Source organism: Nguyenibacter vanlangensis (assembly GCF_013376155.1).
Taxonomy (GTDB): Bacteria; Pseudomonadota; Alphaproteobacteria; order Acetobacterales; family Acetobacteraceae; genus Gluconacetobacter; species Gluconacetobacter vanlangensis.
The window spans coordinates 1-783 of the sequence record NZ_JABXXP010001030.1 but is presented as its reverse complement, the minus strand read 5'-3'; the positions used below and the strand labels follow the sequence as shown (position 1 = coordinate 783).

1 protein-coding gene and 1 pseudogene are annotated in these 783 nt (G+C 69.1%); both read left to right on the top strand.

The features are described 5' to 3' along the window. The first annotated feature begins 2 nt into the window (after positions 1 to 2). Positions 3 to 407 carry a hypothetical protein gene (locus HUK84_RS21000; RefSeq protein WP_176641899.1) on the top strand — a complete coding sequence of 135 codons (405 nt, stop codon included), beginning with the start codon at positions 3 to 5 and terminating at the stop codon, positions 405 to 407. 196 nt (positions 408 to 603) lie between these two features. Further along, positions 604 to 783 (top strand): annotated as a pseudogene (locus tag HUK84_RS20995) (hypothetical protein); the annotation flags it as partial.

Genomic DNA, 783 nt, shown 5'->3' with positions numbered 1-783 from the left:
CCGTGGCCCGGGGGCGCCGCGCGCCGTCGCGCCGGCCGTTCGGCCTGCGCGAGCAGAAACTGGCCTACCCCGACCGGGAGGGATATCACCGGCACTGGTTCAACGACGAGCCGGGGCGCATCGCGCGCGCCCAGGACGCGGGCTATGCCCAGGTGATGGACGATTCGGGAAAACCCGTGTGCATGACGGTGGGTGTCGCACGCGGGGGCGGTCCGCTGATTGCGTACTTGATGGAGGTCCCGGTCGAATGGTATCGAGAGGACATGGCGGCGCAGGAAGCGGGCCACCAGGAGCTGATGGCCCAGATTCGCGAGGGACGCGTGCCCGGCGGGCCGACCGGCGCGGACCGCAACGCGCAATATGTGCCGCGTGACATGGGCATTTCCATTCGCGAGGAACGGCGCTGAGGCGGGCGTGAGGCAAGGCGTAACGCAAGACGTGACGCCGGACGTGATGCAAGACGTGATGCAAGAGGGGGGACGCCCCGCATCATATCCGGTTCGGCGCGCCAGGATGGCGCCGGGCCGGTTCAGGCAGACCAGGCAATGACGACCGGCCCCTGTACAGCGGGCCGTCCTTTCAATCCTGCAGAGGTTCTGCCAGATGAATGCCAATTCTCCATTCGGCCTGCGGCCGATGGCCTATGCGTCCGGCGCGCCCTATGGCGGCGGGGTGCAGGTCTATTACGTGCCCGCGTCCAACGCGACGCCCCTGTTTCTCGGCGATCCGGTGCTGGCGCTGGGCGGCGCCGCCGATGCCAGCGGCGTGCCGGCGGTGGGGATC